The organism is Blautia sp. 1033sp1_1033st1_G9_1033SCRN_220408 (assembly GCF_040929965.1).
Taxonomy (GTDB): domain Bacteria; phylum Bacillota; class Clostridia; order Lachnospirales; family Lachnospiraceae; genus Blautia_A; species Blautia_A ammoniilytica.
Map to the genome: position 1 here is coordinate 26278 of NZ_JBFKZO010000018.1, position 23493 is coordinate 49770.

Below are 23493 nucleotides of genomic sequence, written 5' to 3' on the forward strand. Positions count from 1 at the left end.
CTTGAAAAATATGTTTAAGAAGAATAAGAAACAGACAGAAACTATCAAAGAACCAAAAGAAAAAAAGGTGCGTACTGTCAAGGTAGGCACATATAAGAAAGCCGTGATTGCATTGTGGGTGGTGCTTATCGCAAGCGTGAGTTTTGGGGTGTATAAGAATTTTACGGCTATCGACCAGCACACGACCCATGAAAAAGAAATCATTGAACTTCGCTTGCAGGACACCAACGGGATAGAAAATTTCGTGAAGAACTTTGCGAAGTCTTATTACACATGGAATAACAGCAAAGAAGCTATCGAAGCAAGGACGCAGGCAATTAACGGTTATCTGACAAAGGAATTGCAGGACTTGAATATAGATACCATTAGAACAGACATACCGACTAGTTCCACAGTTACAGATGTGATTGTATGGAGTATTGAACAGTCGGGAATGGACACTTTTTCTGCTATCTACGAAGTAGATCAGCAGATAAAAGAGGGAGAACAGACAAGCAATGTGAAAGCAACCTATACCGTAAAAGTCCATGTGGACGCTGACGGGGATATGGTAATCGTTCAGAACCCTACCCTTGCACCAGCAATCGAAAAATCAGACTATGAGCCTAAGACACCAGAAGCAGACGCAAGTGTAGACGCTGATACTGTCAATGACGCTACCGCTTTTCTGGAAACATTCTTTAAGTTGTACCCGACAGCTACGGAAAAAGAGCTTGCTTACTATGTATCTGGAAATGTGCTTGAACCTATCGGCAGGGACTATCTTTATTCTGAATTGGTAAACCCTATCTTTATAAAGGACGGGGACAATGTAAAAGTTAAAGTAGCTGTGAAATTCCTTGATAATCAGACAAAGGCTACGCAGGTATCACAGTATGAGCTTGTACTACATAAGGATAGCAACTGGAAGATTGTAGGATAAAAAGTTCATAAATGTTGCTATACTCCCACATACTACTTATTATTTCAATTTTGTCAGGTGTAATGAAATCTATAAATTCCATAATGCAATATATACTTGACATTATGGAATTTATAATATATAATCCATGTATAAGAAGAAAGAAAGGAGCATTAAGTGAAATTGTGAAGAATAAAAGAATAAAAATTGCTAGACTTGAGTGTGATATGAGTCAAGAAGATTTAGCAAAAACAGTAGGTGTAACACGTCAAACAATCGGATTGATTGAAGCTGGAAATTATAACCCGACACTTAAACTTTGTTTAGCAATCTGTAAAGCACTTAATAAGACTTTAGACGATTTATTTTGGGAGGAATAAAAGCATGAAAACAAATAAAATTAAAGATGAACGTATCGTTCAATTAAATAACAAAATTCAGAGTGAAGCATTTATTTTAATTATTGCTATTTTAGCACTATCTATTTTTATAAAAGCATATATGCTAGATATGGGAGTACGAGAATATTTAACAGAAATGATTGTTATGATTGTTTCAATCGTGTATCTTCCAATCAGAGGTGCAATGGTCGGATACAGTTCAATGGATAACTTATATTTTGGGAAAAAATTTAAGGTAATTTCTGCTCTACTATTAGCAGTTCTGATTACCGTTTTTAACGGAATTAGAAATTATACTATGTATGGGGAAAAATATACTGGAATATTGGACGTACATTTTCTTGCTGTAATAGGTGTTACTTTTATTTCTTCTCTCATTTTTGTTACTTTAATTTTGGGAGCTGTATATTCTATTGAAAAAATAGGACAAAAACGACTTGAAAAACAGTTTAATAATGATGAGGAATAAGTATGTTAGGGCTTAGAAAACGTGATATTAAAAAGGCATTAAAAGCTGGTGCAAAAGCTGGCGGTGTATCATTAGCTGATGTTCGGGCAGATATAGAAGCTACGATTGAAGAAGCTATGAACAGCACCGACCCAGAAGTACAGGCGAATTTCAAAAAGTATTTTGGAAATAAACGCCCTACGCCAGAAGAATATATTTATACGATTACCAAAAAAACAAAGGTGTAATACAAAACAAGTGCTGTAAGGGGGCTTGTATCATGGAAAGTTTTAAGCACAATCTTATACGGTCATACACTACCTAACAGCATTTTATCAACAACTGAATATTTTATAGCTATCATAGCTCGTATAAAACTATATGTTTTGTGCGGGCTTTTTTCATACCCGAAAAAATTAAATTTTTTTCAAAATAGGTCATTAAATCACACCTTTCATTCCCTATATGGTGCGGAAAGAGGGATAAACACTTTTCAAATCATAGAGGAAAGGGGGTGAGATTGATGAAACCGTCTGACTTCCAGAAAACAGTTCAATGTCGCTTTGAAAGTTGTTTGAAGAAAGTTGTCCGTCATGTTGTAAAGGACTACCAGCAAGGATTGAAACGACGAAAAGATAAAGAAATTCCATTCTGTGAACTTCCAGAAATTTTCGTTGAAAATTTTGCTGTGTGGGACGACTACGAAACAGATTATACAATCTTTTCAGTATGTGGCATTGATATTCGTGTCCTTGATGATGGGCTGGCAGAAGCCTTGAAGAAACTTCCAGAAAGAAAGAGAAATACTCTGTTGATGTATTACTTCTTGGAAATGACAGAAAGTGAAATTGCCAACTTGCAAAAGATTACGCAAAGCGGTGTATTTAAAAACCGACATCATGCTTTAGAAACTATGAAAAAAATACTAAAGGAGAAGCAGTAAAATGAAGCAAACATTTAAGAAGCCGTCCTACTATTTGCTTTCGCAAGCAATGGACGGGGACGAAAAAGCGATTGAAAAAATACTGGCATTTTATGACCCGTACATATCAAAGTGCTGTTTGCGTCCACTCTATGATGAATACGGCAATGTCTATATTGTTGTAGATATGGAGTTAAAGGGACTTATCCGAGAAGCACTTATCAAAATTATTTTAGGGTTTGATATTGCCTTAAAAATCGAAGAAGAATAAGCAGTTTTTAGCAGAGCATGGTTTAATGTCCCCCTCTTTCCTGCTCTGCCCTGCTTTTACATGAAAGCAACACGCTTTCGCCACAGCTCTTTGACAACTGAATAAAGCAGACAGATACGTTTGTGAGATAGCGAGCCACGGGGACTGTACGCCACGACCTTTTCAAAAGAAAGCGAGCGACCCACGCAGTGATCCGAGAGCGACTGTTGGAAAAGTCGTTTTGCCACGACCTATCCTCACAGAATAATGATACGTCCGCATGGTGCGGTTCTGCCCACAAGAATGGGAATAGTTGAGATACTAATGGAGCTTTCCAAAGCCGTCTGTCTGCTTCTGTAACATTGTGAAAAATACGCATATTGGATAAGCCTATGTGCGTATGTTGAGAATAGATAGTTGACTAAGGGGGCTGATAACTTGGCTAAAAAACAACCAGCACAATATATTGTAGAACGGGAATTTTTAGGTAAATTTTCCGTAGAGGAATTGCTTGTCCGTATCGTGAAATCTCATGTAAAAAAAGGACTATCAAGAGGGTAAAACCCTTGAAAATAATGGAAAGAAGCCGTACTTTATGGTATAATATTATCATAGGTACGGCAGTTGAATAGGTGGAAAAATGATTTATCAAAAGGGTTCGAACTTATTTAACGTGGCTATTTATATCAGATTATCACGAGAGGACGGAGATAAGGAAGAAAGCGATAGTGTAGGAAATCAGAGAAAACTTTTAACAGAATATGTGAACAAGCATGATGACTTTATCCTATATGATGTTTATATTGATGACGGTTTTACGGGAACGAATTTTAATAGACCAGACTTTCATAGAATGATTGCCGACATTGAGGATAGCAAGGTAAATTGCGTTGTTGTAAAAGACCTTTCCCGTTTCGGACGAGATTATATTGATACGGGGCGATATTTGGAAAGAATATTCCCAGAGCTTAATGTTCGTTTTATTTCTGTAACAGATAATATTGATAGTATGAAGCAGGCATACGATATGTTACTTCCTATTAAAAATATATTCAACGAACAGTATGCCAGAGATATTTCTAATAAAGTTCAAGCGACTGTAAAATCAAAGCAGAAAGCAGGAGAATTTATCGGAGCTTTTACAAGTTATGGTTATAAGAAATCTCCTGCAAATAAAAATAAACTTGTGATTGATGAATATGCGTCCGAAGTTGTAAAAAGAGTATTTACTATGTATGCACAAGGAATAGGGAAACAAAGCATTGCCAAAATACTAAATGCAGAGGGTATCCTTTGTCCGTCGGAATATAAAAAGCTCAATGGAGAAAATTACAAAAATTGTAATCGGTTAGAAAAAACTTCTTATTGGACTTATTCTACAATTAAAGTGATGTTGCAAAATGAGATTTATATTGGAAACATGGTACAAGGAAAGAAACATCAACGTATGAGAAGCAAACAGCGTCTAGTTGAGAAAGAAAACTGGATAAGGGTTGAAAATACACATGAACCGATTATAGACCGTCAACTGTGGGATAAGGTACAAAAACTGCTGACGAAAAAGCATAGGGATATTGATTTAGAAACAAATAAAAATATCTTTGCAGGTTTTATTAAGTGTGGCGATTGTGGTCGGGCAATGATGAAAAATTTCTGGCGACGTGCTGACGGAAGTAAGTCCTATTCATTCTATTGTGGAACTTACAAAAGAAGCGGAAAAGATTATTGCACTCCGCACACGCTCCCGTTTCAAGTATTGAATGATATTGTGCTGGGAGATTTAAAGCAGATTATCCGCAATGTAGAGAACTTGCAGGAACTTGTAAAATCACAATCTTTCACAGCAACAAAAATCAGAAAATCAACAGACATAGAACTGATAAAGTTAAAAGCAGAGCTTGAAAGAGTGAAGAAGTTGAAAAAGTCAATTTATGAAGATTACAAAGACGAACTGATTTCTAAAGAAGAATTTCTTTCTTATCGAGAGGACTATCAACAAAAAGAAACGCTTTACTCCAAACAAATTGAAACGCTGGAAGAAAAGAAAAAGGAAAGTGTAACAGAAGATGTTTTTGAAACACCGTGGTTAAGGCGGTTGTTGGAACTGAAAGACATTGAAGAATTAGACAGAGATATTATTGTGGAAATGATAGACCAGATAACAGTTTATGAAAACCGCAAACTTAAAATCTCATACAACTTCGGAAATGAACTGGAACATTTATTTTCAAGCGTTTACTGTGAGGACTTGGAGAAAAAGGCTATCTAATCTCAATACATTTCTAACTCCCCATATATACTGGGGAATACATATCACAATTTGCGTAAACTACAACCAGCACATGGAGGTTCAGACCCTGGCGCAGTTTATAAAGGCAGACAGGAAAAGGATGATAATCTTTCACTTACAAAGGCAGTAGGAGAAATTCTGGAAAAGAACGGGGTAAAGGTTTTATATACAAGAACAGAGGATGAATATCTTACGCCGTTTGAACGGGCAAAACAGGCAAATGAAGCGGATGTGGATTATTTTATCTCTTTTCACAGGAATAGCAGTCCCCAAGCTAATCAATATCAGGGAGTGGAGGTGCTGGTATATAATAAAAGCGGTATAAAGTATAAGATGGCACAGAATATTGTAGGGGCTTTAGGAGAATTGGGCTTTCGGGAGATTGGTGTTCAAAAGCGGCCGGGACTGGTCGTACTCAGAAAAACAAAGATGCCCGCACTTTTGATAGAAACAGGTTTTATTAATTCAGAAAAAGACAATACCCTTTATGATGAAAAGAAGCAGGATATCCCACAGGCAATTGCAGATGCCATACTTGGAACGCTGGATGAAACAGACGCAGAAAATCCGTTATATTACCGGGTACAGACAGGAGCATTTCGAAACCGTGAAAATGCAGATAGATTACTGTACCAATTATTAGACCGTGGTTATCCTGCATATATACTGTGGGATGGAGATCTTTTTAAGGTACAGGTGGGAGCATATCAACAGCTTGGAAATGCCATCCGTATGGAACAGCGGCTGAGGGAGGATGGCTATAGTACATTGATCGTGACGAAATGAACTGAAAAATGGTATAATCTTTATAAATGATGTGCAGGGTACAGTCCCCGGCAATGATACCTACAAATACAAATGAACAGAAAGGTACAGTTATGTTGGATGAATTTATAAAAACGATAGGAGATTTTGTTTTTGCAGAAGATATTCCAGAAAAAGCAGATATTATTTTTATTCCAGGTAACGGATATCCGGAAATGGCAGAACATGCAGCCAGACTTTACATGGAAGGGTATGCACCGCATATACTGCCAAGCGGAAAGTACAGTGTTGTGATGGGGCATTTTTCAGGAGTGTTGTCCTCAAAACAGGACTATAACAGGAAGTATGATACTGAATGGGAATTTCTGAAGGATGTGCTGATGCATAATCATGTTCCGGATCATGCAATCCTTAAGGAAGATAAAGCTACTTATACTTATGAAAATGCCATTTATTCCAGAAAGGTAACAGATGGACTTGGCCTTACAATAAGAAAAGCAATTCTTTGCTGTAAAAGTTATCATGCAAGAAGAGCTTTGATGTATTATCAAATGCTGTATCCGGATACAAAGTTTTATGTATGTGCAGATTGTCCGGATGGGATCACTCGGGAAAACTGGAAAGATACTGAAGAAGGGATCCGGGCAGTCACTGGAGAAGTGACTCGGATCATATTGCAGTTCCAGCTTATGGTCTAAATAAAAAGTCCCCATGCTTATGGTTTTACAACCAGGGCAGGGGACTTTCGTATTGAATTGGATTTTAATGCAAAAGGGATTCGGCTTCTGAAGGATCAGTATCTTTAGAGGAAGCTGGGGGAAGCCAGATATGGACCAGCTCAATACGGTTCTTATCTAATTTGTCAACCACCAGACGGATGCCGCTGTCCAATGTGACGGACTGTCCTTCTGTTGGAAGGCTGTCCAACTGTTCAATAATATAACCACCAATGGAATCATAATCTTCAGATACCATTTGAGTGCCAAGGGTTTCATTGATATCATCCAGCTTGGCTGAGCCTGAAGCTACGTATTCACGACCTGGCTGAAGTTCTTTCAGATCTTCTTCTTCATCTTCATCATATTCATCACGAATTTCACCAACAATTTCCTCCAACAGGTCCTCCAGTGTGACAAGCCCGGCAGTAGAACCGTATTCATCAAGTACAATGGCAAGATTCACAGATGCCTTACGCATTTCCAGCATCAGATCGGCAGTTCCTTTATATTCATAAGTAAAGTAAGGCTCACGAAGAAGCTCACGAACAGAAAAATCATCTTTCTTTGGATAAAGGATCAGGTCCTTTACATTAATAATACCGATCACATTGTCTGTATTGTCTTCATAAACTGGAAAGCGTGTGTGCATATCCTTCTTGAAGATATCCATTAATTCATCATAGGATGCATTTACATCCACAAAGGTCATATCAATTCTGGGAATCATAACATCTTTGGCTGTGGAATCCCCAAAATCAAACACATTATAGATCATCTGTTTTTCTTCATTTTCAATCACACCAGCCTCTTGGCCTACATTTACCAGAGTACGCAGCTCATGCTCAGTCATCTGCTGTGGTTTTGCATCTGGATCTACTCTGAGAAGAAACATGATCCCTGCAGCTAGCTTGCCTACTACATAAACAATCGGTGTCAGAACGATCATCAGAAAAAAAATAGGACGGGCATAGGCCAGGGCAAGCTTCTCGTTATGTAGAGTAGCCAGTGTTTTTGGCGTGATCTCACCAAAAAGCAGAATCACCAGAGTCAGGATACCGGTAGCAATGCCCACATAGATATTTCCGAAAACGCGGATCGTTAAAGTAGTCACCAATGAAGAGGTGGAAATATTAACAATATTATTTCCTATTAAAACAGTGGTAAGCAGTTTGCCTGTGTCGGCAATCACCTTTTCTAATGTGACCGCCCGTCGATTCCCTTGTTCGGCAAGGGAGTGGATACGAATCTTATTTACTGTTGTCATTGCTGTTTCTGCTGATGAAAAAAAGGCAGACAGTACAATCAGAATTATGATTGCGGTTATCTGTATAGGGACTCCAGAATCCAAAATATATTCACGCTCCTTTAAATTTTGATCACAGTCGAGAAGACTCCCGCTTCTATAATGGTGAGTGATAAGAAATATATCTCAGTGGGAGTACGATTTTGACTTGAAAAGAAATATACAGTATTTTTATGAAAAAAGCAAGGAAAAGTGGATGAGGAAAAAAATATAAATAGGGGGTGTCGAAAAAAGAAGAATTGTGATATAATCATGCTGATAAAATTTAAAACAAATTATTACACAAACATTACAAAAGAATGAAAATTTGATATATAAATAATAACAGAGGTGCTGAAATGAAAAAAATGAAAAGAAAAAGTATTGCTATTTTAGCTGCGGCAGCGATTTCGATGTCACTGGCAGGTGGGCAGATTTATTCTGTATATGCTGGATATCAGTCATCTTCAATTAAGAAGAGCAGTTTGATCCCTGACAATGTGACTATAGATGAACCTACAGAGCTTTCTAATGTTTCTTTACCATCCAGCGAATATGGAACTTTATACTGGGTAGATGATTCTTTTGTTCCTACCAAGCGGACTCAGAGCTGTAAGGTAGAATTTGAACCATATGATTCTGTTGATCTGTCTTATATGTCCGGTTGGGATGAGGAAGACGGAGTTTTAAAAGGAAAGGTTACTGTTGTAGTCAGCAGTATTTCCGGGGAGGATTATACCGGAGATGAAGAGAACGATTACGAAGATTATGAAGGCTATCAGGAGAATACAGAGTGCGGACAGGATAATGGCGAACAAGAAGATCCTGGATATACAGAAGGAGAAGCAGCTTCTAATGATCCACAGGTAAGCCAGACACCGGCAGCAACGGATACACCTGGAGAGCCGGGTACAGTTCCTTCTGTAACGCCGGAAGGAGAGGCGGGACAGGAAACACTGCCAACTCAGATCCCTTCTGCAGAGCAGCAACCCACAGCTCCTGCAGTATTGCCTGAACAGGATCCTTCCGTAGTACCGGAAGTGACAATAGCACCTGATGCTTCACAGCCCACAGAACCAGGAGTACAGGAGGGAACTGTTGCCCCGGCAGCACCAGATACTATTCCTTCTGTGACACCGGGGAATGTTGATTCGGCAGCACCGGATACGGTTCCTTCTATTGCACCGGATACCATTGATCCGGCAGCACCGGACAGCCAGCCTTCACAGGATCAGGATGCAGATAATATTTTTGACCAGATCAATGAGCCTATACAGGATGATCGTCCCAGCGAGGCAGAGGATACGCTGACGCCGGAGGAGCAGGCAGAGCGTGCTGTACAGAACCATAGCTGCGCAGGCATCTCTGTTTCAGGTATTGAGCTTCCCTGGTATGTACAGTTCAGGGCTACCAGTGGTGATTCCTATCAGTTTACTAACGAAGATGAGGCTGCCATTTTCAGATCCTATGAGTTTGAGTTGTGGAATCTTAAAACAGATTCTAAGTATGAGATTCCGGATGGACAGTACATCAGTGTAACAGTTCCTGTTAAAGCAGGATACGAATATACCATTGAGCATCTTCTTGACAATGGAGCCATGGAGACCATTGTGCCAAGTGTTGACGGAAGTACTATGATCTTCAGTACTCATTCTTTCAGTCCATTTGGAATTGCAGGAAGCAAGCCATTGATTGGAGAGAATATTGCAGAAGACGGTTATTCCGGAGGTACGATATCTGTTACCTCCACGCCTAAGCCTGCATCAACAGCTGTTCCTACCAAGTCTGCTGCAAGTACCACAGGCAGTGGGGTGAATACCGGCAGTACCACAGGCAGTAATACATCAAATACAACTATAAATAATAGCACCTCCACAGGTAACAGTTCTGCAACAGGGAATAACAGCCTGGCTGCATCAGGACAGTCCGTCAGTAAGAATAGTTCCGGTTCTGTAAATGGAACTGGGGCGGTACGTACCGGCGATAATACACCGGTAGGTACATTTGTGATCCTGGTTGTTGTAGCGGCGGTCGTGGTGATTCTTATTGTTGTTTTGAAGAAAAAGAAGAACAATTAAATAATAATCTGCACAGCCCTTCCATATAATGTTCATGGGAGGGCTGTTTTTATGAAAATGAAGGCTGTTTTAAAATCATTGCTGATTGCTTACAGTATTACAGGTGTTTTTTTATTGTTTCTTGCACTGGCACTTTTTTCATTTGACCTGTCAGAAAAAGCAGTTCGGGCAGGAATCCTTGCAGCGTATATATTAGCCTGCCTGACCGGTGGATATGGGGCTGGAAAAATGCTGAGAAAAGAAAAATATCTGTGGGGACTGTTGGTAGGAAGCTGTTATTTCTTTTTGCTTTTGATGGTCTCTGTCCTGGCAGGTGGGAAACCAGATATGACAATGAAACATATGATCACTACGTTTTTTCTGTGCCTGGGCGGCGGAACTCTTGGCGGGATGTTGTCCTGACCCTGTAGTGGACAATTGAAAACCTTACAAAAAAAGACTTTTAAAATGTATGAATCTATGCTATACTTACCAGAGAATTTACATAAGGAGGATCCTATGATGGAGCATATTAAAACATTAAATACAAAGAATCTTCAGAATACTGTAAAAAAGGGCGGCTGTGGAGAGTGCCAGACTTCCTGTCAGTCTGCATGTAAGACTTCCTGTACAGTAGGAAATCAGAGCTGCGAGCATAAATAAGATCTGGCGTATTATGAGAAGCTGTACAGGCAGCAGATCACATTGGATGCCATAGCAGTTTGCTGTGAAAGTGAAAGTAAGCAGCGGGATGATTTCCGCTGCTTATTCCTGCTTGTGCTGACAATGTGTGGATAAAAATAGAAAGGACGTCAGAAAAATGAGTCTGATTCACCGTTATCAAAGCAACGTTTACAATATTGTATTAGATATCAACAGCGGATGCATTCATGTTGTAGATCAGGTTACTTATGAAGTATTACCTTATCTGGAGCAGGGGATGGATGCAGATCAGATCAGTGAGAAGCTGAATGACCGCTTCCCTGAGGAACAGATCCGCACATCGGTTGCTGAGTGTGAGAAGCTTCAGAAAGAAGGCATGCTTTTCACAAAGGATATTTATGAAAATGTAATTGATGAATTTACCAATAACAGACAGACTGTAGTAAAGGCACTTTGCCTTCATATTGCACATGACTGTAATCTGGCCTGTCGTTACTGCTTTGCTGAAGAAGGAGAATACCACGGACGCAGGGCACTTATGTCATTTGAGGTAGGGAAAAAGGCCCTGGATTTCCTTATTGCCAATTCAGGATCCAGACATAATCTGGAAGTGGATTTCTTTGGCGGTGAACCGCTAATGAACTGGCAGGTTGTGAAGGAGCTGGTGAAGTACGGCAGAGAGCAGGAAGCTCTTTATAACAAGAAATTTCGCTTTACGCTTACCACCAACGGTGTACTGCTGAATGATGAGGTTATGGAGTTTTGCAACAAGGAAATGGGCAATGTGGTACTGAGTGTGGATGGAAGAAAAGAAGTCCACGACCATATGCGGCCTTTCCGCAAGGGAGCTGGCAGCTATGATCTGGTGATTCCCAAGTTTATAAAGTTTGCAGAATCAAGAAATCAGGACAAGTATTATGTCCGAGGTACATTTACCCATTATAATCTGGATTTTTCTAAGGATGTACTTCATCTGGCAGATTTGGGCTTTAAGCAGATTTCTGTGGAGCCTGTAGTGGCAGCTCAGGATGAGGATTATGCTATCCGCCCGGAGGATGTGCCACAGATCATGGAAGAGTATGATCTTCTTGCAAAGGAAATGATAAAAAGGGAAAAAGAAGGAAAAGGATTTAACTTCTTCCACTTTATGATCGACCTTACAGGAGGCCCCTGCGTGTATAAACGGCTTTCAGGCTGTGGTTCAGGTACTGAGTACCTTGCAGTCACACCTTGGGGAGATTTCTATCCGTGCCATCAGTTTGTAGGTGAAGAAGAATATCTGATGGGTAATGTGGATGAGGGCATTGTAAAGCCACAGATCCAGAAGGATTTTTCTAAATGCAATGTATATACAAAGCCAGCATGTAAAGACTGTTTTGCCAGATTTTACTGCAGTGGCGGATGTGCAGCAAATGCCTATCATTTCCAGAAAGACATTAATGGTAATTATGAAATCGGATGCCAGCTCCAGAGGAAGCGTGTGGAGTGCGCTATCATGATAAAGGCTGCCCTTGCAGAAGAATGATCTTTTGCAGACCTATACGACAGCTACAAAATTAAATTAAGAAGGGACAGGAACAATGAAGAAATCAAGAGGCGTTGTAGTGCTGATTCTTGTAGCTATCCTGACAGGACTGTTCTGTTTTACAGCAGCTGTTGGATTTGGACCTACAGGAACCGGTTCAGCCAAGAATATCAAGACTGGTCTTGATCTGGCAGGCGGTGTCAGCATTACATACAAAGCAAAAGAAAGCAACCCAAGCAGCGAAGATATGAACGATACTGTTTATAAGCTGCAGAAACGTGTGGAACAGTACAGTACAGAGGCACAGGTATACCAGGAAGGCAGCGACCGTATCAATGTTGAGATCCCTGGTGTTACAGATGCCAATGCAATTCTGGAAGAACTGGGCAAGCCAGGTTCTCTTTGTTTTATCCAGCAGACTGGTGATGACGGGGAAAATAACTTCCAGTATGATGCTAACAGTGATACCGGATACAGCCTGACAAGAGATCTGGATGAGATCCGGAAGCAGAATGGTGTTGTTCTTGAGGGAACAGATATAGCTGATGCTACTGGTGGTGCTATTCAGCGTCAGAATACAGGAACAAAGGAATATGTTGTAAACCTGACCCTTACAGATGAAGGAAAGAAAAAGTTTGCAGATGCTACAGAAGCAAACGTAGGCAAACAGATCGCTATTGTTTATGATAATGGGATCTTAAGTGCACCAACTGTAAACGAGGCCATTACTGGTGGTAAGGCAGAGATCAATGGACAGAAGAGCGTAGAAGAGGCACAGGAGCTTGCTTCTTACATCCGTATCGGTTCCCTTAGCCTGGAGCTGGAAGAGATGAAATCCAGCGTGGTTGCAGCACAGCTTGGAGAGAAAGCGATTTCTACCAGTGTGATCGCAGGTGCCATTGGTCTTGTGATCGTTATCCTGTTTATGATCCTTGCATATAGGATCCCAGGTTTGGTGGCTGGTATTGCCCTTGTATTCTATACCGCAGCAATGCTTATTACATTAAATGCCTTTGATATCACTCTTACGCTTCCGGGTATTGCAGGTATTATTCTTGGTATAGGTATGGCAGTGGATGCCAATGTTATCATTTATGCCCGTATCCGTGAAGAGATCGGTGCCGGAACATCCGTCAGAAGTGCTATTAAGGCTGGTTTCTCTAAAGCATTTTCTGCCATCTTTGACGGTAACATTACTACACTTCTTGCAGCACTGGTGCTGATGAAGCTTGGTACAGGTACAGTTAAGGGCTTTGCTTATACACTGGCGCTTGGTATTGTAATTTCCATGTTTACGGCTTTGGTTGTTTCAAGGATCGTGATCAATGCATTATACGCAGTTGGTATTCATAATCCCAAATTCTATGGACAGACCATGGAAAAGAAGCCGATCAATTTTGTTGGAAAGAAAAAGCTTTTCTTTACAATTTCACTGGTTATTATTTTAGCAGGTTTTGTTGCAATGTTTATTTTCAGCAAAACTTCCCACAAGGCTTTAAATTACAGCCTTGAGTTCTCAGGCGGTACTTCTACTACTGTAACCTTTAACGAGGATATGGATATCAGCCAGATCGATTCTGAAGTGACTCCGGTAGTAGAGGAGGTTACAGGTGACAAGAATGTTCAGCCTACCAAGGTTGTTGGTACTAATCAGGTAACGATCAAAACACGTTCCCTGAATCTTGAAGAGCGTGAAGCATTAAATCAAGCACTTGTAGATAAATTCGGTGTTGATGATTCTCTGATCTCTGCAGAGAGCATCTCAGCAACTGTCAGCAATGAGATGAGAAGAGATGCCATCGTTTCCGTCATTGTTGCTGCGATTCTGATGCTTCTGTATATCTGGTTCAGATTTAAGGATATCTGCTTTGCAGGCAGTGCGGTACTTGCATTGATTCATGATGTGCTGGTTGTACTTACTTTCTATGCAATTTCCAGAACATCTGTAGGCAATACATTTATTGCCTGCATGCTGACTATTGTTGGTTATTCCATTAATGCAACCATCGTTATTTTTGACCGTATCCGTGAGAATCTTCACGGAAGCAAGAATCCGGATCATATTGAAGAGATTGTTAACAGAAGTATTACCCAGACCCTTACAAGAAGTATCTATACTTCCCTTACCACATTTATCATGGTAGCAGTGCTTTATATGATGGGTGTTTCTTCTGTGAAAGAATTTGCAGCACCGTTAATGGTTGGTATCCTTTGTGGAGCATATTCTTCTGTATGTATTACAGGATCTCTGTGGCTGACAATGAAAGGACACTGGAGAAAGGCAAAGGTTCAGCCTGCAGCTGTAACAGCTTCCAAGGTATCAGCACCTAAGAAAACTACAGCGAAAAAGCCTTCCAAACAGGAACCACCAAAAGCTGATCCTGCACAGCCTAAAAAGAAAAACCGTAAGAGAGTCCAGGAACGTCTGGCAGCTCAGGAAGCGGCTAATAATGCGCAGGAAAGCAATAAGAATGAATAAATAGAGAAAGTTCGGGACAGGCCTTTGGGTCTGCCCCGTTTTCTTATGTGCAGGAGATGTTACATGGAAAAATGGTTTGTTTCTGCGAAAAAAGCAGATTTTAAGGAAATCGGAAGACAATTCGATATTGATCCTGTGATCGCCCGGCTGATCCGCAACCGCGATGTAACTGGTGCAAAAGCCATACAGGAATATTTGCGGGGAACCATTCAGGATATTCCGGGACCAGAACTTTTAAAAGGAATGAAAGAGGCAACTTCCATATTGAAGCAAAAGATCAGGGAAAAAAAGAAAATCCGTATTATCGGCGATTATGATATTGACGGAGTGACTGCTACGTATATCTTGATCAAAGGCCTGGAACGATTGGGGGCAAGGGCAGATACTTATATTCCTGACCGTATCACGGATGGTTATGGGATCCATATGCCGTTGATCTACAAGGCACTGGAGGACGGGGTTGATACCATCGTTACCTGCGATAATGGGATTGCAGCGTCAAAGGAGATTGGCTTTGCAAAAGAAAAAGGCTTGACGGTGATTGTTACGGATCATCATGAGGTCCCTTTTATTGAAGACAATGGAGAAAAAACCTATATTCTTCCACCAGCAGATGCTGTGATCAATACGAAACAGCCAGGGTGCCCCTATCCGAATAAGAATTTGTGCGGCGCTGTGGTTGCCATGAAGCTGATCTGGGCTTTATATGATGACAGTCATATTCCGGAAACTGAAAAAGAAGAGTTTCTGGAACTGGCAGCTATTGCTACGGTTGGAGACGTAATGGATCTTCAGGGTGAGAACAGGATTTTGGTGAAGGAAGGACTGAAACGGCTTCCATATACAAAAAACAAAGGCCTTCAGGCATTGATCCGTGTAACAGGACTGGAAGGAAGCAGGATTTCTTCTTATCACATTGGGTTTGTGCTTGGCCCCTGCATTAATGCCAGCGGCAGGCTTGATACGGCAGTCAGGTCTTTACGACTGCTTCAATGCGAGGATGCAGGCGAGGCAGCCAGGCTGGCTGGAGATTTGAAGGCATTAAATGACAGCCGGAAGGCATTAACAGAAAAAGGGAAGGATGCGGCGATACAGCTGATCGAAAATACAGATCTGAAAAATGATCCTGTACTTGTAGTATATCTGCCGGAATGCCATGAAAGCCTGGCAGGAATCATTGCAGGGAGGATTCGGGAAAAATATAACCGGCCGGTTTTTGTACTTACAAAGGGTGAAAAAGGAGTAAAGGGCAGCGGACGGTCAATCCAGCAGTATTCAATGTTTGAGGAATTAGTGAAATGTGGGGATCTGCTGGATCAATATGGAGGACATCCTATGGCAGCAGGTCTGTCTCTTCCAGAGGAAAATGTTTCTTTGCTGCGAAAAAGGTTGAATGAACAGTGTAATCTGAAAGAGGAGGATCTGATTCCTAAGGTTATCATTGATGTGCCAATGCCGATTTCGTATATTTCCACGAAGCTGGTAGAACAGCTGTCTTTGTTGGAACCTTTTGGAAAAGGAAATACAAAGCCATTGTTTGCCCAGAAAAATGTGAAGGCAATAAATTCACGTGTAATCGGGAAGAATCATAATGTGACAAAGCTTCAGTTGATGGATGAACAGGGCTATGTGATAGAAGCGGTTTATTTCGGCAATATCCCTGAGTTTATGGATTTCCTGTCTGCAAGAGATAAGATATCTGTTACTTATTATCCTGAGATCAATCGGTATCAGGGCAGGGAAACACTTCAGGTGATCATTCAGAATTATTGTTGACCGGAGATGGCTGCTGTGAATGGAGCAATCAGTAACCGGAGATGGCAGAATATGCTGTATCTATGGGGTTTTTGATTGATTATAAATAAAAAAGGTGATATACTTAAATCTATTGACAAAAAACATGGTTGAGAAAATGTTTGAGGAGGAAACAATAATATGAAAAAAATAGAAGAATATGTCAGAAGTATTCCGGATTTCCCGGAGCCGGGAATTATTTTCAGAGATATTACCAGTATTTTGCAGGATGCAGATGGACTTCACCTTGCCATAGATTCGCTTCAGGATCTGATCAAAGATGTAGATGTGGATGTGATCGTAGGCGCTGAGTCCAGAGGTTTTATTTTCGGAATGCCTATGGCATATAACCTCCACAAACCATTTGTACCGGTAAGAAAGAAAGGAAAACTTCCCTGTGAGACGATTTCCCAAAGCTATGACCTGGAATACGGACAGGCAGAGATCGAGATCCATAAGGATGCCATTAAGCCGGGACAGAAAGTAGTGATCGTAGATGACCTGATTGCTACAGGCGGTACCATGGAAGCTGCCGTGAAGTTGATCGAAGAGCTTGGCGGAGAAGTTGTAAAGATCCTTTTCCTGATGGAACTTGCCGGATTGAAAGGCCGTGAAAAGCTGAAAGGATATGATGTAGCGTCTGTGATCCGCTATGAAGGAAAGTAAAACAGTCAGACTTTGTACAGGGTAGGTGATAAGAGATGGCAGAAGTAAATACAGTCACAGATGCCTTGGATCAGGCATCCCAGATCGAAGCAGAGAAGTTGGCTTCTGTAAAAAAGGCAGATGCAGCTGTAAAGACAATGAGCGACTTTACCAGCCCGGAAGTGCTATATCAGGAATTGATCAGCAGTGTCCGGAAATATCATCCGTCCACAGATATCTCCATGATTGAGAAAGCTTATAAGGTTGCCAGTGAAGCACATAAGGATCAGAAAAGAAAATCCGGAGAGCCCTATATCATTCATCCTCTGTGTGTAGCGATCATACTGGCTGATCTGGAACTGGACAAAGAGACCATTGTAGCAGGACTGCTTCATGATGCAGTGGAAGATACATGGATGACATATGAAGAAGTGGAAAAGGAATTTGGCGGAGAGGTGGCTCTCCTTGTTGATGGAGTGACGAAGATCGGCCAGTTATCCTATTCCTCTGATAAGGTTGAAATGCAGGCAGAAAGCCTGCGTAAGATGTTTCTTGCCATGGCTAAGGATATCAGGGTTATTATGATCAAACTGGCAGACCGGCTTCATAATATGCGTACACTTCAGTATATGACTCCTGCCAAACAGCAGGAAAAGGCCCGTGAGACAATGGATATTTACGCACCTATCGCACAGCGTCTTGGTATTTCCAAGATCAAGGTGGAGTTGGACGACCTGTCTCTGAAGTACCTTAAACCAGAGGTGTATTATGATCTGGTTGAAAAGGTTGCATTGCGAAAAAGTGTGCGTGAGGAATTTGTTGGGAAGATCGTTAATCAGGTCAAACAGCATATGGTGGATGCCAATATTAAGGCTCAGGTAGATGGCAGGGTAAAGCACTTCTTCAGTATCTACAAGAAGATGGTGAATCAGCACAAGACTATAGACCAGATATATGATCTTTTTGCTGTACGTATCCTGGTAGACACAGTGAAAGACTGCTATGCTGCTCTTGGCGTGATTCATGAAATGTATAAGCCTATTCCCGGAAGATTTAAGGATTATATTGCAATGCCAAAGCCAAATATGTATCAGTCTCTTCATACCACGCTGATTGGGCCTAACGGTCAGCCATTTGAAATCCAGATACGTACTTTTGAAATGCACAAAACAGCTGAATATGGTATTGCAGCACACTGGAAATATAAAGAATCAGCAGATGGCAAGAAGCCGGTTGGTAAAAGTGAAGAAGAAAAATTAAACTGGTTAAGACAGATTCTGGAATGGCAGAGGGATATGTCAGACAATAAAGAGTTTATGAGTCTTCTGAAAAATGACCTGGATCTTTTTGCAGATAGTGTATATTGTTTTACTCCCCAGGGCGATGTGAAAACACTGCCAAATGGCTCCACTCCTATTGACTTTGCTTATAGTGTACACAGCGCAGTAGGGAATAAGATGGTAGGAGCCAGGGTCAATGGGAAGCTTGTACCTATAGAATACCGTATTCAAAATGGTGACCGGATTGAAATCATCACATCCCAGAATTCCCAGGGACCAAGCCGTGATTGGCTGAATGTTGTAAAGAGCACACAGGCAAAGAACAAGATCAACCAGTGGTTTAAGAAAGAACTGAAAGAAGATAATATCCTGAAAGGAAAAGACATGCTGACTCAGTATGCCAAGTCCAAGGGATTTAAGATCGGCAATTACACCAAGCCACAGTATCTGGAGGCTGTTCTGAGAAAATACGGATTCCGTGACTGGGATTCCGTGCTGGCGGCCATCGGACATGGAGGTCTGAAAGAAGGGCAGGTTTTTAATAAGCTGGCAGAAGCTTATGATAAAGAAAACAAAAAGAATCTTACAGACGAGCAGGTCTTGGAGGCTGCACAGGAAGCACCGGAGCGAATCCATGTAGCTAAGGGTAAAAGCGGTATTGTGGTTAAGGGCATTCATGATGTGGCAGTGCGCTTTTCAAAATGTTGTAATCCGATCCCAGGAGATGAAATTGTAGGTTTTGTTACAAGAGGCCGTGGTATCACCATTCACAGGACAGACTGTGTGAATGTGATGAATATGTCAGAGATGGACAGAAGCCGCCTGATCGAGGCTGAATGGCAGCAGGATAACAGGGTATCCGAGCAGTATATGGCAGAGATCAATGTATATGCCAATAACAGGACAGGTCTTTTGGTAGACATTTCCAAGATCTTTACTGAGCGTAAGATCGATGTGAGAAGTATTAACAGCCGTACTAACAAGCAGGAAAAGGCTACGATTTCCATGAATTTTAATGTGAGCAGTAAAGAAGAACTGAATTCACTGATTGAGAAGATACGCCAGATCGACAGCGTGATCGATGTGGAACGTACTACAGGCTGATTTTTTATACCCGAAGGTGGAAAGGACAACATGGGAAGATTAAAGGTAGAACAGCTGGTTTTAGGACCGGTAAGTACAAATTGTTATTTCGCATTAAACCAGGAGACAAAAGAACTGCTGATCATTGATCCGGCAGATCAGCCAGAGCGGATCTTTCAAAAGGTAGCCCAGATGGAAGGGACTCCTGTAGCTGTCCTTCTTACTCATGGCCATTTTGACCATATTTCTGCAGCAGAAGCAGTGAGAGACAGATATGATATCCCTGTTTATGCCTGTCCTCTGGAGACAGAGATGCTTTGGGAGCCATCTGTGAATATGACCCAGTATTATGGCAGACCGGTTTCCATGAAGGCCGACAAAATGCCCTCAGATCTGGAAGTTTTTGAAGCAGCCGGGTTTAAAGTTCAGATGATCTTTACACCAGGACATACAAAAGGCAGCTGTTGCTATTATTTTAAAGATGAAGATGTACTTTTTTCCGGAGATACCCTGTTCCACGGTTCTGTAGGCAGGACGGATTTTCCGGGAGGGAGTTCGGCACAGATTGTGGAAAGCCTGCACAGGCTGGTAGATGCGCTTCCGGAAGATACGGTGGTATATCCAGGACATGATACATCAACTACCATTGGTTATGAAAAGAGGTACAACCCTTTTGTATAAGATAGAGATTTGTTTTCTTGATAAAGATTTTGAACATGATATATATGAGCTGATCAAAGCTTTTTATCCGGAAGCAGAGATCCGTATGACTTATGAAGCAGAGGAAACGCACTTCTGTGATCTGCTATTTGTGTCTTCAAAAGCAGAAGGAAGTTATCTGATCCGGTATGAGGGAGAAGGAAAAAGCGGGCAGATCAGTATTAAAGAAAGTGAAAGCCGCAGGGAGAATAAAGACCACCTGAAATATGCCCTTTATCAGGATGTGCTGGTTAAGCTGACAGGACGCACGTTACCCTGGGGGAATCTTACCGGTATCCGTCCGGTAAAGCTGGCTATGGGGATGTTGGATACAGGCCTTACCAATGTACAGACAGCACAGGAGATGCGGGATCGGTATCTGGTCAGCCCTAAGAAAACAGCACTGGCTGTTGCCATTGCCAACCGGGAAAAAGATATCCTGAAGGATATTGATTATGATAAAGGGTATAGCCTTTATGTAGGGATTCCGTTTTGCCCAAGTATCTGTCTTTATTGTTCTTTCAGCTCGTATCCATTGAAGCTTTGGGCATCAAGAACTGACGAATATCTGGATGCGCTGTGCAAAGAAGCTGAAGCTGTGGCCAGCCTTATGAAAAGCCTTGGCAGGAAGCTGGATACGATTTATATTGGCGGAGGAACACCTACTACACTGGAGCCTTATCAGTTGGAGAGGCTGTTGGATTGTCTGAGCCGTCAATTTGGATATGATGGACTTCTTGAATTTACTGTGGAAGCAGGCCGGCCGGATAGCATTACAAAAGAAAAACTTGCATCGATCCATAGATTTCCTGTTACCAGGATTTCTGTAAATCCACAGACTATGAATCAAACCACTTTGAATCTGATCGGCAGGAAGCATTCTGTAGAAGATACAAAGAAGGCATTTGAGCTGGCAAGAGAGCAGGGATTTGACAATATTAACATGGATCTGATCGTAGGCCTTCCTGGCGAGGATTATGCCATGGTAGAGTATACACTGGAACAGGTAAAGGCACTGGATCCGGACAGTCTTACTGTACATTCTCTTGCAGTAAAACGCGCAGCAAGGTTGAATATCTTCAGGGATCAGTATCAGGAAATGACCTTTGAGAATAATCAGGAAATCATGGAGCTTACCATGAAAACAGCCTACGAAATGGAAATGAGCCCGTATTATCTGTACAGACAGAAGAATATGAAGGGAAATTTTGAAAATGTAGGCTATGCCAAGGTTGACAAAGCAGGAATTTACAATATACTGATTATGGAAGAAAAACAGCCTATTATTGCTCTTGGTGCTGGTGGTTCTTCCAAGCTGGTTTTTGATCACGAAAGACGGATCGAACGTGTGGAAAATGTAAAAGATGTTACCAATTATATTTCACGTATTGACGAAATGATCCAGAGAAAACAGACCGGGATTACCAGATGGCTGCGTGATTGGAGGGAGGATTCGTGAGCAGAACCAAGGAGAAGAATCCTGCCTCACAGGACAGACTGCTGGAATTTGACCTGTCTACAGAATTAAAACATGGCATTGCAGTAAGCAATCTGGCGTATGCAGTCGCAAAGGAAGTTGGACTGCCCGAGGATCAGTGTTACCAGCTGGCAGTGGCCGGTGTGCTTCATGACATTGGTAAGCTGAAACTGCGCAGCTACATTAATGGACAGGAAAATAATCCTCTTGTGATCGAGGAATTGAAATATGTGCGAATGCATTCTGCACTTGGATATGAAGAACTGAAAGATCAGGGGTATTCTGATTTTATTCTGGAAAGTATTTTGTATCATCATGAGAATTTTGATGGTACCGGATATCCATCCAATAAATGTGGGGAAGAGATTCCCATTGGAGCCAGGATCCTGAGAGTTTGTGATGTTTTCTGTGCTTTAAGCTCAGACAGACCTTATCGCAGGGCTTTTGACAGAAAGACAGTAGTTGGACTGATGATCGATGAAGTAAAGAATTTTGACATGGAAATTTTTCTCGCTTTTCAGCGGGTAGTTCATAAGGAGGAACACGATGGCATTAAAGAAGAAACCGGTAACAGGGATGAAGGATATTCTTCCCAGGGAAATGGAAATACGGAATTATGTGACCAGCATCATCCGTGAAACATATGCATCTTTTGGTTTTACATCTATAGAGACTCCCTGCGTGGAGCATATTGAGAATCTTTGCAGCAAGCAGGGCGGAGAGAATGAAAAGCTTATCTTTAAGATCCTGAAAAGAGGCGAAAAGCTGAAGCTGGAAAGTGCAAAGGAAGAAGGAGATCTGGTGGATTCCGGACTTCGTTATGACCTGACACTTCCCCTTTCCCGTTATTATTCCAACAATTCCAATGATCTGCCGGCTCCTTTTAAGGCTTTGCAGATGGGATATGTATGGAGGGCTGACAGGCCACAGAGAGGTCGTTTCCGTCAGTTTATGCAGTGCGATATTGATATTTTGGGTGAGGCTACTTATATGGCTGAGATTGAGTTGGTGCTTGCTACCACCACCCTTCTTGGCAAACTGGATTTCCACAATTTTACTATCCGTATCAATGACAGGAAGATCCTGAAGGCTATGGCACAGTATAGTGGTTTTCCGGCAGATAGTTTTGATACGGTATTTATCATCCTGGATAAGATGGATAAGATCGGACTGGATGGAGTGGCTGAGGAACTGGAAAAGGAAGGCTTCACAAAAGAAAGCATTGACACCTACCTTGGAATGTTTAAGGAGATCACAAACGATGTGGAAGGCGTTCGCTTTATAAAAGAAAAGCTGAAGGATGTGCTTGATCCTAAGGTGGCAGAGGATCTGGAAACCATTATTTCTACTGTTGACTCTGTAAAGACTGCAGATTTCAAAATGAGTTTTGATCCTACTCTTGTAAGGGGAATGTCTTATTATACAGGCCCGATTTTTGAGATCGCTATGGATGAATTCGGTGGAAGCGTTGGCGGTGGCGGCCGTTATGATGAGATGATCGGTAAGTTTACAGGCAGCAATACCAGTGCCTGTGGTTTTTCTATTGGATTTGAGAGAATTGTTATGCTGCTTCTGGAAAGAGGCTATCAGATTCCTGGACAGGGTGCAAAGAAAGCATACCTGATTGAGAAAAACATGCCTGCAGATCGTCTTGCACAGATTTTTGCACAGGCTGACCAGGAAAGAAAAGAAGGAACGCAGGTAAATATTTCCATTATGAAAAAGAATAAAAAATTCCAGAAGGACCAGATGACAACTGAAGGATATACAGAGTTTGTTGAGTTCTTCAAGGAAAAGAGATAATAAGCAGGAG

General features: G+C 41.4%; 23 protein-coding genes. 22 read left to right on the forward strand and 1 reads right to left on the reverse strand.

From position 1 onward, the window contains the following. Positions 1-10 precede the first annotated feature (10 nt). The 10 genes from AB5916_RS12640 to AB5916_RS12685 all read left to right on the forward strand — a co-directional run bounded on the left by AB5916_RS12640 (position 11) and on the right by AB5916_RS12685 (position 6675). Positions 11-922 carry a conjugal transfer protein gene (locus AB5916_RS12640; protein ID WP_342999976.1) on the forward strand — a complete coding sequence of 304 codons (912 nt, stop codon included), beginning with the start codon at positions 11-13 and terminating at the stop codon, positions 920-922. Positions 923-1086: 164 nt separating this feature from the next. Further along, on the forward strand, positions 1087-1281 hold the full coding sequence (locus tag AB5916_RS12645; RefSeq protein WP_044930013.1) for a helix-turn-helix transcriptional regulator: 195 nt from the start codon (positions 1087-1089) through the stop codon (positions 1279-1281). A 4-nt stretch (positions 1282-1285) separates the two neighbouring features. Next, a complete protein-coding gene (locus AB5916_RS12650; protein WP_342999977.1) occupies positions 1286-1771 on the forward strand; it encodes a DUF6773 family protein in 486 nt (161 codons plus the stop codon). Between the two features lie 2 nt (positions 1772-1773). Continuing rightward, a complete protein-coding gene (locus AB5916_RS12655) occupies positions 1774-1998 on the forward strand; it encodes a hypothetical protein (RefSeq protein ID WP_004614491.1) in 225 nt (74 codons plus the stop codon). 275 nt (positions 1999-2273) lie between these two features. After that, entirely contained in the window at positions 2274-2693 is a 420-nt protein-coding gene (locus AB5916_RS12660) for an RNA polymerase sigma factor (RefSeq protein WP_005428626.1), read from the forward strand. A 1-nt stretch (position 2694) separates the two neighbouring features. Then, positions 2695-2943, forward strand: coding sequence for a helix-turn-helix domain-containing protein (locus AB5916_RS12665; protein WP_342999978.1), 249 nt, complete (start codon positions 2695-2697; stop codon positions 2941-2943). A 417-nt stretch (positions 2944-3360) separates the two neighbouring features. Beyond that, on the forward strand, positions 3361-3483 hold the full coding sequence (locus AB5916_RS12670; protein WP_265105035.1) for a hypothetical protein: 123 nt from the start codon (positions 3361-3363) through the stop codon (positions 3481-3483). Between the two features lie 79 nt (positions 3484-3562). After that, positions 3563-5191 (forward strand): recombinase family protein, encoded by a 1629-nt coding sequence (locus AB5916_RS12675; protein ID WP_055171212.1) that lies wholly within the window; start codon positions 3563-3565, stop codon positions 5189-5191. 51 nt (positions 5192-5242) lie between these two features. Continuing rightward, the gene (locus AB5916_RS12680) at positions 5243-5998 is read left to right on the forward strand and encodes an N-acetylmuramoyl-L-alanine amidase (RefSeq protein ID WP_368191277.1); all 756 of its coding nucleotides are present in this window, start codon (positions 5243-5245) and stop codon (positions 5996-5998) included. 26 nt (positions 5999-6024) lie between these two features. Further along, entirely contained in the window at positions 6025-6675 is a 651-nt protein-coding gene (locus tag AB5916_RS12685; protein WP_368191279.1) for a YdcF family protein, read from the forward strand. A gap of 64 nt (positions 6676-6739) precedes the next feature. Here the strand turns inward: AB5916_RS12685 and AB5916_RS12690 are convergent, their stop codons facing one another. Continuing rightward, positions 6740-8044 carry an HlyC/CorC family transporter gene (locus tag AB5916_RS12690; RefSeq protein WP_368191280.1) on the reverse strand — a complete coding sequence of 435 codons (1305 nt, stop codon included), beginning with the start codon at positions 8042-8044 and terminating at the stop codon, positions 6740-6742. A 293-nt stretch (positions 8045-8337) separates the two neighbouring features. Here AB5916_RS12690 and AB5916_RS12695 point away from each other — a divergent pair, with 293 nt between their 5' ends. The 12 genes from AB5916_RS12695 (at position 8338) to hisS (ending at position 23483) form a co-directional block, all read left to right on the forward strand. After that, on the forward strand, positions 8338-10056 hold the full coding sequence (locus AB5916_RS12695; protein WP_368191281.1) for a hypothetical protein: 1719 nt from the start codon (positions 8338-8340) through the stop codon (positions 10054-10056). A gap of 51 nt (positions 10057-10107) precedes the next feature. Continuing rightward, positions 10108-10458, forward strand: a complete 351-nt coding sequence (locus AB5916_RS12700; protein WP_173728490.1) for a TIGR04086 family membrane protein — start codon at positions 10108-10110, stop codon at positions 10456-10458. Positions 10459-10557: 99 nt separating this feature from the next. Beyond that, a complete protein-coding gene (scfA, locus tag AB5916_RS12705) occupies positions 10558-10698 on the forward strand; it encodes a six-cysteine ranthipeptide SCIFF (RefSeq protein ID WP_015524633.1) in 141 nt (46 codons plus the stop codon). A gap of 157 nt (positions 10699-10855) precedes the next feature. Further along, positions 10856-12223, forward strand: a complete 1368-nt coding sequence (scfB, locus tag AB5916_RS12710; RefSeq protein WP_368191282.1) for a thioether cross-link-forming SCIFF peptide maturase — start codon at positions 10856-10858, stop codon at positions 12221-12223. A 55-nt stretch (positions 12224-12278) separates the two neighbouring features. Continuing rightward, a complete protein-coding gene (gene secD, locus AB5916_RS12715; protein WP_368191283.1) occupies positions 12279-14702 on the forward strand; it encodes a protein translocase subunit SecD in 2424 nt (807 codons plus the stop codon). A gap of 63 nt (positions 14703-14765) precedes the next feature. Next, positions 14766-16478, forward strand: coding sequence for a single-stranded-DNA-specific exonuclease RecJ (recJ, locus tag AB5916_RS12720; protein ID WP_368191284.1), 1713 nt, complete (start codon positions 14766-14768; stop codon positions 16476-16478). A 159-nt stretch (positions 16479-16637) separates the two neighbouring features. Then, a complete protein-coding gene (locus AB5916_RS12725) occupies positions 16638-17162 on the forward strand; it encodes an adenine phosphoribosyltransferase (protein ID WP_158422255.1) in 525 nt (174 codons plus the stop codon). A gap of 35 nt (positions 17163-17197) precedes the next feature. Beyond that, entirely contained in the window at positions 17198-19525 is a 2328-nt protein-coding gene (locus AB5916_RS12730) for a bifunctional (p)ppGpp synthetase/guanosine-3',5'-bis(diphosphate) 3'-pyrophosphohydrolase (protein ID WP_262583019.1), read from the forward strand. Positions 19526-19555: 30 nt separating this feature from the next. After that, the gene (locus AB5916_RS12735; protein ID WP_158422254.1) at positions 19556-20185 is read left to right on the forward strand and encodes an MBL fold metallo-hydrolase; all 630 of its coding nucleotides are present in this window, start codon (positions 19556-19558) and stop codon (positions 20183-20185) included. Beyond that, a complete protein-coding gene (gene hemZ / locus AB5916_RS12740) occupies positions 20157-21662 on the forward strand; it encodes a coproporphyrinogen dehydrogenase HemZ (protein ID WP_158422253.1) in 1506 nt (501 codons plus the stop codon). The genes AB5916_RS12735 and hemZ overlap by 29 nt, the downstream gene beginning before the upstream one ends. Continuing rightward, positions 21659-22318, forward strand: a complete 660-nt coding sequence (locus AB5916_RS12745) for an HD domain-containing phosphohydrolase (RefSeq protein WP_173728481.1) — start codon at positions 21659-21661, stop codon at positions 22316-22318. The genes hemZ and AB5916_RS12745 overlap by 4 nt, the downstream gene beginning before the upstream one ends. Beyond that, entirely contained in the window at positions 22227-23483 is a 1257-nt protein-coding gene (hisS, locus tag AB5916_RS12750; protein ID WP_158422251.1) for a histidine--tRNA ligase, read from the forward strand. Before AB5916_RS12745 ends, hisS begins: the two co-directional genes overlap by 92 nt. The last annotated feature ends 10 nt before the right edge of the window (positions 23484-23493 follow it).

What these genes read in the sequence shown, in the direction of transcription:
- AB5916_RS12640 (WP_342999976.1), top strand. Translation starts at nt 11, where the DNA reads ATGTTTAAGAAGAATAAGAAACAGACAGAAACTATCAAAGAACCAAAA.
- AB5916_RS12650 (WP_342999977.1), top strand. Translation starts at nt 1,286, where the DNA reads ATGAAAACAAATAAAATTAAAGATGAACGTATCGTTCAATTAAATAAC.
- AB5916_RS12655 (WP_004614491.1), top strand. Translation starts at nt 1,774, where the DNA reads ATGTTAGGGCTTAGAAAACGTGATATTAAAAAGGCATTAAAAGCTGGT.
- AB5916_RS12660 (WP_005428626.1), top strand. Translation starts at nt 2,274, where the DNA reads ATGAAACCGTCTGACTTCCAGAAAACAGTTCAATGTCGCTTTGAAAGT.
- AB5916_RS12665 (WP_342999978.1), top strand. Translation starts at nt 2,695, where the DNA reads ATGAAGCAAACATTTAAGAAGCCGTCCTACTATTTGCTTTCGCAAGCA.
- AB5916_RS12675 (WP_055171212.1), top strand. Translation starts at nt 3,563, where the DNA reads ATGATTTATCAAAAGGGTTCGAACTTATTTAACGTGGCTATTTATATC.
- AB5916_RS12685 (WP_368191279.1), top strand. Translation starts at nt 6,025, where the DNA reads ATGATGTGCAGGGTACAGTCCCCGGCAATGATACCTACAAATACAAAT.
- AB5916_RS12695 (WP_368191281.1), top strand. Translation starts at nt 8,338, where the DNA reads ATGAAAAAAATGAAAAGAAAAAGTATTGCTATTTTAGCTGCGGCAGCG.
- AB5916_RS12700 (WP_173728490.1), top strand. Translation starts at nt 10,108, where the DNA reads ATGAAAATGAAGGCTGTTTTAAAATCATTGCTGATTGCTTACAGTATT.
- scfA (WP_015524633.1), top strand. Translation starts at nt 10,558, where the DNA reads ATGGAGCATATTAAAACATTAAATACAAAGAATCTTCAGAATACTGTA.
- scfB (WP_368191282.1), top strand. Translation starts at nt 10,856, where the DNA reads ATGAGTCTGATTCACCGTTATCAAAGCAACGTTTACAATATTGTATTA.
- secD (WP_368191283.1), top strand. Translation starts at nt 12,279, where the DNA reads ATGAAGAAATCAAGAGGCGTTGTAGTGCTGATTCTTGTAGCTATCCTG.
- recJ (WP_368191284.1), top strand. Translation starts at nt 14,766, where the DNA reads ATGGAAAAATGGTTTGTTTCTGCGAAAAAAGCAGATTTTAAGGAAATC.
- AB5916_RS12725 (WP_158422255.1), top strand. Translation starts at nt 16,638, where the DNA reads ATGAAAAAAATAGAAGAATATGTCAGAAGTATTCCGGATTTCCCGGAG.
- AB5916_RS12730 (WP_262583019.1), top strand. Translation starts at nt 17,198, where the DNA reads ATGGCAGAAGTAAATACAGTCACAGATGCCTTGGATCAGGCATCCCAG.
- AB5916_RS12735 (WP_158422254.1), top strand. Translation starts at nt 19,556, where the DNA reads ATGGGAAGATTAAAGGTAGAACAGCTGGTTTTAGGACCGGTAAGTACA.
- hemZ (WP_158422253.1), top strand. Translation starts at nt 20,157, where the DNA reads ATGAAAAGAGGTACAACCCTTTTGTATAAGATAGAGATTTGTTTTCTT.
- hisS (WP_158422251.1), top strand. Translation starts at nt 22,227, where the DNA reads ATGGCATTAAAGAAGAAACCGGTAACAGGGATGAAGGATATTCTTCCC.